We start from the raw sequence: 5,362 nt of genomic DNA, 5'->3' as shown, positions 1-5,362 counted from the left end.
TCCGGGGTTCCGGTCCGCCGGTCGGCTGCGGGGGCCTCCTGCGGCTGAGCGGTGGACTCGCGGTCGCTCCCGGCGGCGGCTTCGGCGGCGGCCTCGGCCAGCGCCGCGTCCAGCCGGGCGGCGACGTCGTCCGGCATCGGCGGGGTCCCGACGTCGCCGAGCAGCGCCTGGACCTCGGTGAGCGCGTCGACGGTCTCCCGGCACTCTGCGCAGCCGTCCAGGTGCTGCTGAAGCGTTCCGGCGGTGTCCGGGGAGTCGATCAGCCCTTCGGCGAGGTCGGCCAGCTGCTCCACCGGGGGGTGGCCGTCGGCGGGGTCGGGGAAGGAGGGGTGGGCGTTCATCGGGTGCTCGCGTCTCCTTCCAGAACCGTCCGACCGGTGCTCGGGCCCGTCCCTGTGACGGTGCCGGGGCGCTTCGGGTTCCCCGGGGTGTCCCGGCGCGGCGGGGCCGAGCCGGGGGCGGGCGGTGTTTCACGTGAAACACCGGGCTCGCGCAGGTGCCGGACCAGCGGGAGGAGCCGGGCCCGACCGCGTGCGCAGCGGCTCTTCACGGTGCCCACCGGGACGCCCAGCAGCTCGGCCGCCTCGGCCACCGGGTAGCCCTGCATGTCGACCAGCACCAGCGCGGCCCGCTGCTCGGCGGGCAGCTCGGCGAGCGCCGCCGTCAGCTCGCGGTGCAGCTCGGCCCGGACCACCGGGGAGTCGGCCGGCTCGGCGGTGCCGACCAGGGTGTCCAGCCGCTGCGGGTCCTCGTCGAGCGGGGTGGTGCGGCGGGTGGCGCTGCGCCTGGCGCGGTCCAGGCAGGCGTTGACCACGATCCGGTGCAGCCAGGTGGTGACCGCGGAGCGGCCCTGGAAGCCGGCGGCGGCGCGGAAGGCGGAGACCAGGGCGTCCTGGAGGGCGTCGGCGGCCTCCTCGCGGTCGCCCAGCGTGCGCAGGGCGACCGCCCAGAGCCGGTCGCGGTGGCGGTCCACCAGCAGGCCGAAGGCCGCCGGGTCGCCGGCGACGTGCCGGGCGAGCAGCGCCGCGTCGTCGTCCGTCCGGTCCACGCCGTCCGTCACCGTCCCCCCTCCGTCCCGGTCGTTCGTCCGTGTCTCCCGACGCGTGCCGCAGGACGCGTCACGGTCGTCGGGTCAGCCGAAGGCCTTGACCTCGGCGACGTGGCCACGGAACTTGCCGTCGGAATCCTTCGGCAGACTGGTCAGCCAGATCAAGAGGTAACGCGTGGTGACCGGGTTGTCGAGGGTGAAGTCGGCCGTGCCGCCGCTCTTCTTGCCGACCACGGTGAAGTCGTTGAGCGGGGCGCCCTTCGGATTGGCCGCGGCCGAGGCATTGGGCACCCGGAGCTCCGCCGTGTGGTTCCCGGCGAACTGGACGTTCACCGAGCTGACGGCCTGCGGCGAGCCGAGGTCGAGCAGCAGACCGGTGCCCGCCTTGTAGAGGTTGGGGGAGAACTGGTCCTCGTACCACTGGGTGGTCCACTGGGTGTCGGGCTTGCCGTCGATGGCGTTGGCCAAGGTCTCCTTGCCATCGACCCCCTCGCCCAGCGGGTTGTACGACTGCGCGTCCTTGATCGCGATCGGTACCGGGGTGTGGGTGGTGGCCTGCGGGCTCGGTGTGGTGCTGCTGACCGAGGAGGGCGGGGCCGTGACGGCCGGCGCGGTGTGGCGCAGGCTGTCGACGAACTGCCAGGACGCGACGCCGATCGCCCCCAGCGCGACCGTCCAGGCGGTGGCCTTGATCGCCCGGCGCAGCCGCCGCTTGGTGCGCCGGGAGGAGGCCGGGCGGGACGAGGCCGGCAGCGGGGCGACGGTGGTGTCGGCCACCCGGGTCGGGTTGGGCGCGGTGGGCAGCGCGTGGGTGTTGTGCCGGGGCGGGGTCGGGAAGTCGGGCAGCTCCGGCTCGGGCTGGCGGATCCGGGGCAGCTGGGCGATCGCCCGGACCAGCTCCGCCGGGGTGGTGATCGGCTGGGCGTGGTGCGGCGGCTGGTCGAACAGGGCCCGCGCGGCGAGCTCGGACAGGCCCTTGTGGACGCCGGCGCGGACCTGGTCCGGCGCGGCGTTCTGGAGGTCCTTGGGCAGGCCCTGGAGGTCGTAGCGGTCCTCCGGGTACGGCCAGCGGTGGGTGAGCGCGGCGAACAGCAGTGCGCCGATCGCGCGGGTGTCGGCCCGCTGGGCGTCCTCGGCGTCCTCGGCGGGCAGCCCGCGCAGGGCGGCGTCCACCGCGATGCCGTTGATCCGGTACTGGCCGCTGTCGGTGCGCAGGACGCAGCGCGGGGTGAGCCGCAGGTGGGCCTGGCCGCGCTGGTGGGCGGCCGCGACGGCGTCGGCGACCTGGCGGACCATCTGGTACGCCTCGTGCGGCTCCATCGGGCCGTTCACGAGCAGCTTGGCCAGGTCGGAGGAGTGCGGCAGCCACTCCCGCACGACGTAGACCAGCTCGCCCTCGTGGACGGCGTCCAGTACCTGCACGAAGCGCGGGTCGCCGAGCAGGGCGGCGGACTTGGCCGCGGCCAGCACCTTGCGGGCCCGCTGGTGGCCGGAGGCCATCAGGTGGACGCCGACCGCCCGGCGCAGCTTCTCGTCGACGGCGCGCCAGCTGCTGAAGGTCTCGGTCTGGGAGATGCACTCCTCCAGCCGGTACCGGTGGCCGATCATGTCGCCACTGCGGCGCTGCGGGGCGGGAAGGGTGCGCGGGAGGGTGGCGGTGTCGCGCGGGTCGACCGTGGGCTGCGGGTCGGTGGGGCGGCGCGCGGGGCGGGCGGGCTCGGGGGCGGCCTTCTTCCGGGGGGAGCCGGCGGCCAGTTCGGCGCGGATCTCCTGGACCGAGAGCGGGGCGGTGATCTCCGAGGTCTCCTCGCTGACGGCGGACTCCCGGTCCGGGCCTGCGGCCGGTTCGTCGTCCCCCTTCTCGTCCCCGTCCTCGTCCGCGGCGGTACGCCCGGGGGCGGCGGCAGCGGGGGCGCCCTCGCGGGCGTCCGCGGGGGTGTCCGCGGGGGCGTCCGCGAGGGCGCTCCCGGCGGCGTCCTCCGAGCCCGCGAGCTCGTCGATCGCCGCGGCCAGCGCGGCCTCGTCCGTCGCCGCGTCAGTTGCTGACGTGTCGACGACGGCCTTGGTGCCATCAGCCACCGTGGTCCTGCCTCCCCTTGTGTCGCCCCGGCCTGAGAGAGTCGCTGGAGCCCGAGGGTCGGCAGCCCTGTGCTCCAGGACAATTGTGCCCACTCTTCTCCACCGGGTACGACCGCTGAGACGTCCGCTCGGTTGCACGTGGGTGGAGAGATGTGGTGCAGATCCGACACCGGGTCGCCATCCGGCGTTCGGGCGGACCCGAACCAACCGGTGACCCAGCACTCGGCCGGACGAGCGGAGGAGCATCCCGCTCCGGTTGACGCCCGGTCGGGGCGCCCGCTCGTCCGGCCGGTGGTCGGACGGTCAGCGGCCCAGCCGGCCGCGGACCATGCCCAGCATGGCGTTCAGCTCCTCGATCCGCAGGCGCTTCGCGATGAGCGCGAAGACGGCCAGCTGGAGGCCGCCGGCCACGACCAGGGACGCCATGCTGCCCGGCCAGCCGCCGAGCACCTGTTGGATCCCCAGGCTGGCGCCGACGCCGACCACGGCGGCCGGGACGCAGGCGGCGGTCAGCCGGCTGTACGTCCTGCCGATCCGCTTGGTGTCCAGCCCGCCGATCCGCTTCTTCAGCTTCGGCATCGCGACCGTCACTCCGACGGCGTAGGCCAGGCCGTAGCCGAAGGCGATGCCGGTCACCGTCCACTCGGCGGGCAGCAGCAGCCAGCACAGCAGCGCGAAGCCGGCCTGGCAGGCCGCGACCCAGACGGTGTTGGAGAACGGCGTGCGGGTGTCCTCGTAGGCGTAGAAGCCGCGCAGCATCACGTACTGGGCGGAGTACGGGATCAGGCCCAGCGCGAACGCGGAGAGCATCAGACCGACGTTGGTGGCGTCGCTCAGGACGGTGTCGTTGCCGCCGATCGCGTAGATCGCCCGGCCGATGACCGGGCCGAGCGACAGGAACAGGAAGGCCGCCGGGACGACCGCCACCGCGGTGGTGCGCAGCCCGTAGGAGATGTCGTCGCGCACGGCGCCGGCGTCCTCGTCGGCCGCCGCACGGGAGAGCCGGGGGAGCACCGCGCTCATGATCGAGACGGTGATCACGGCCTGCGGGAGCTGCCAGATCAGCAGTGCGTTGGAGAACGCGGCCAGGCCGACGCCGTCGTGTCCGGCCGCCGACGCGGCGTCGCCCGCCTTGGTGGACAGCTGGGTGATCACCAGGTAGCCGGCCTGGTTGGCGAGCACGAAGAAGAACGTCCACTTGGCCAGCCGGGCGGCCTTGCCCAGGCCGTGGCCGCGCCAGTCGAAGCGGGGCCGGTAGCGGAATTCGGCGGCCCGCAGGTACGGGATCATCGCCAGCGACTGGACGACCAGACCGACCAGGGTGCCGAGGCCGAGCAGCCGCACGCCCTCGGGGGAGACGCCCTCCGGGGTGACGTGGGTGGTGCCGAACCCGCCGTAGACCCAGATGTAGGCGGAGAAGGTGAAGATCACCACGATGTTGTTCAGGACCGGGGTCCACATCATCGCGCCGAAGCGGCCACGGGCGTTGAGGATCTGGCCCATCACCACGTGGATGCCCATGAAGAAGATGGTCGGCAGGCAGTAGCGGGCCATCGCCACCGTGGTGTCGGCGCGCTCCGGGTTGGCCATCATCGGATGCGCGATCAGCTGCACCAGCACGGGTGCCCCGAGCACCGCCAGGAAGACCACGCCGCCGAGCCCGACCATCACCAGGGTGAGCAGTCGGCTGGCGTACGCGGTGCCGCCGTCCTCGTCGTTCTTCATGCTGCGCACCAGCTGCGGCACGAAGACCGCGTTCAGCGCGCCGCCGCCGATCAGGATGTACAGCAGGGTCGGCAGGGTGTTCGCCGCGTTGTACGAGTCGCCCATCACGCCGACGCCGATGGCCGCGGTGATCACCATGGTCCGGACGAAGCCGGTGCCCCGGGAGACCAGCGTGCCGGCCGCCATGATCGCGCTGGAGTTCAGCAGGCTGGAGACCTTGCCGCCGCCGGCCGCCTTGGCGGGCTCGGCGGTGGGCGCGGGCGCCTGCTGGGCGGCCTGCTCATCGGCGATGACGTCCGCCGGCGGCTCGACCGCCGGAGGCACCGCGACGGCGGCCACCTGCATGGTGGCCTCCTGCTCGGAGAGCGGCGGGTCGAACTCGATCGGCGGCACGAAGTGGTGCTGCCCGCCCGGAGCGCCGCCGTGCTGCGGCTGCCCCGGGTAGCCGACCATCGGCGGGTACGGCGCGTGGCCGGCCGCCGGGGCGTTCGGCTGCGGGACCGGCGGCTG

General features: G+C 74.0%; 3 protein-coding genes and 1 pseudogene. All 4 read right to left on the bottom strand.

Annotated elements, in window-relative coordinates; all coding sequences use genetic code 11:
• Positions 1-341 (bottom strand): annotated as a pseudogene (locus KS423_RS37510) (hypothetical protein); the annotation flags it as partial.
• Positions 338-1,060: an RNA polymerase sigma factor SigM gene (gene sigM / locus KS423_RS37505; protein ID WP_224284215.1), complete on the bottom strand. Its 723-nt coding sequence runs from the start codon at positions 1,058-1,060 to the stop codon at positions 338-340. The gene sigM and the pseudogene KS423_RS37510, both read right to left, overlap by 4 nt.
• Positions 1,061-1,132: 72 nt before the next feature.
• Complete coding sequence (locus KS423_RS37500; RefSeq protein WP_224284214.1) at positions 1,133-3,127, bottom strand: protein kinase family protein; 1,995 nt, start codon at positions 3,125-3,127, stop codon at positions 1,133-1,135.
• A gap of 303 nt (positions 3,128-3,430) precedes the next feature.
• A partial coding sequence (gene murJ / locus KS423_RS37495; RefSeq protein WP_224284213.1) for a murein biosynthesis integral membrane protein MurJ occupies positions 3,431-5,362 on the bottom strand: 1,932 nt, incomplete at its 5' end.

The sequence above is a fragment of the Streptomyces sp. LS1784 genome (assembly GCF_020103755.1).
Taxonomy (GTDB): domain Bacteria; phylum Actinomycetota; class Actinomycetes; order Streptomycetales; family Streptomycetaceae; genus Kitasatospora.
This window is presented reverse-complemented; position numbering and strand designations above follow the sequence as displayed.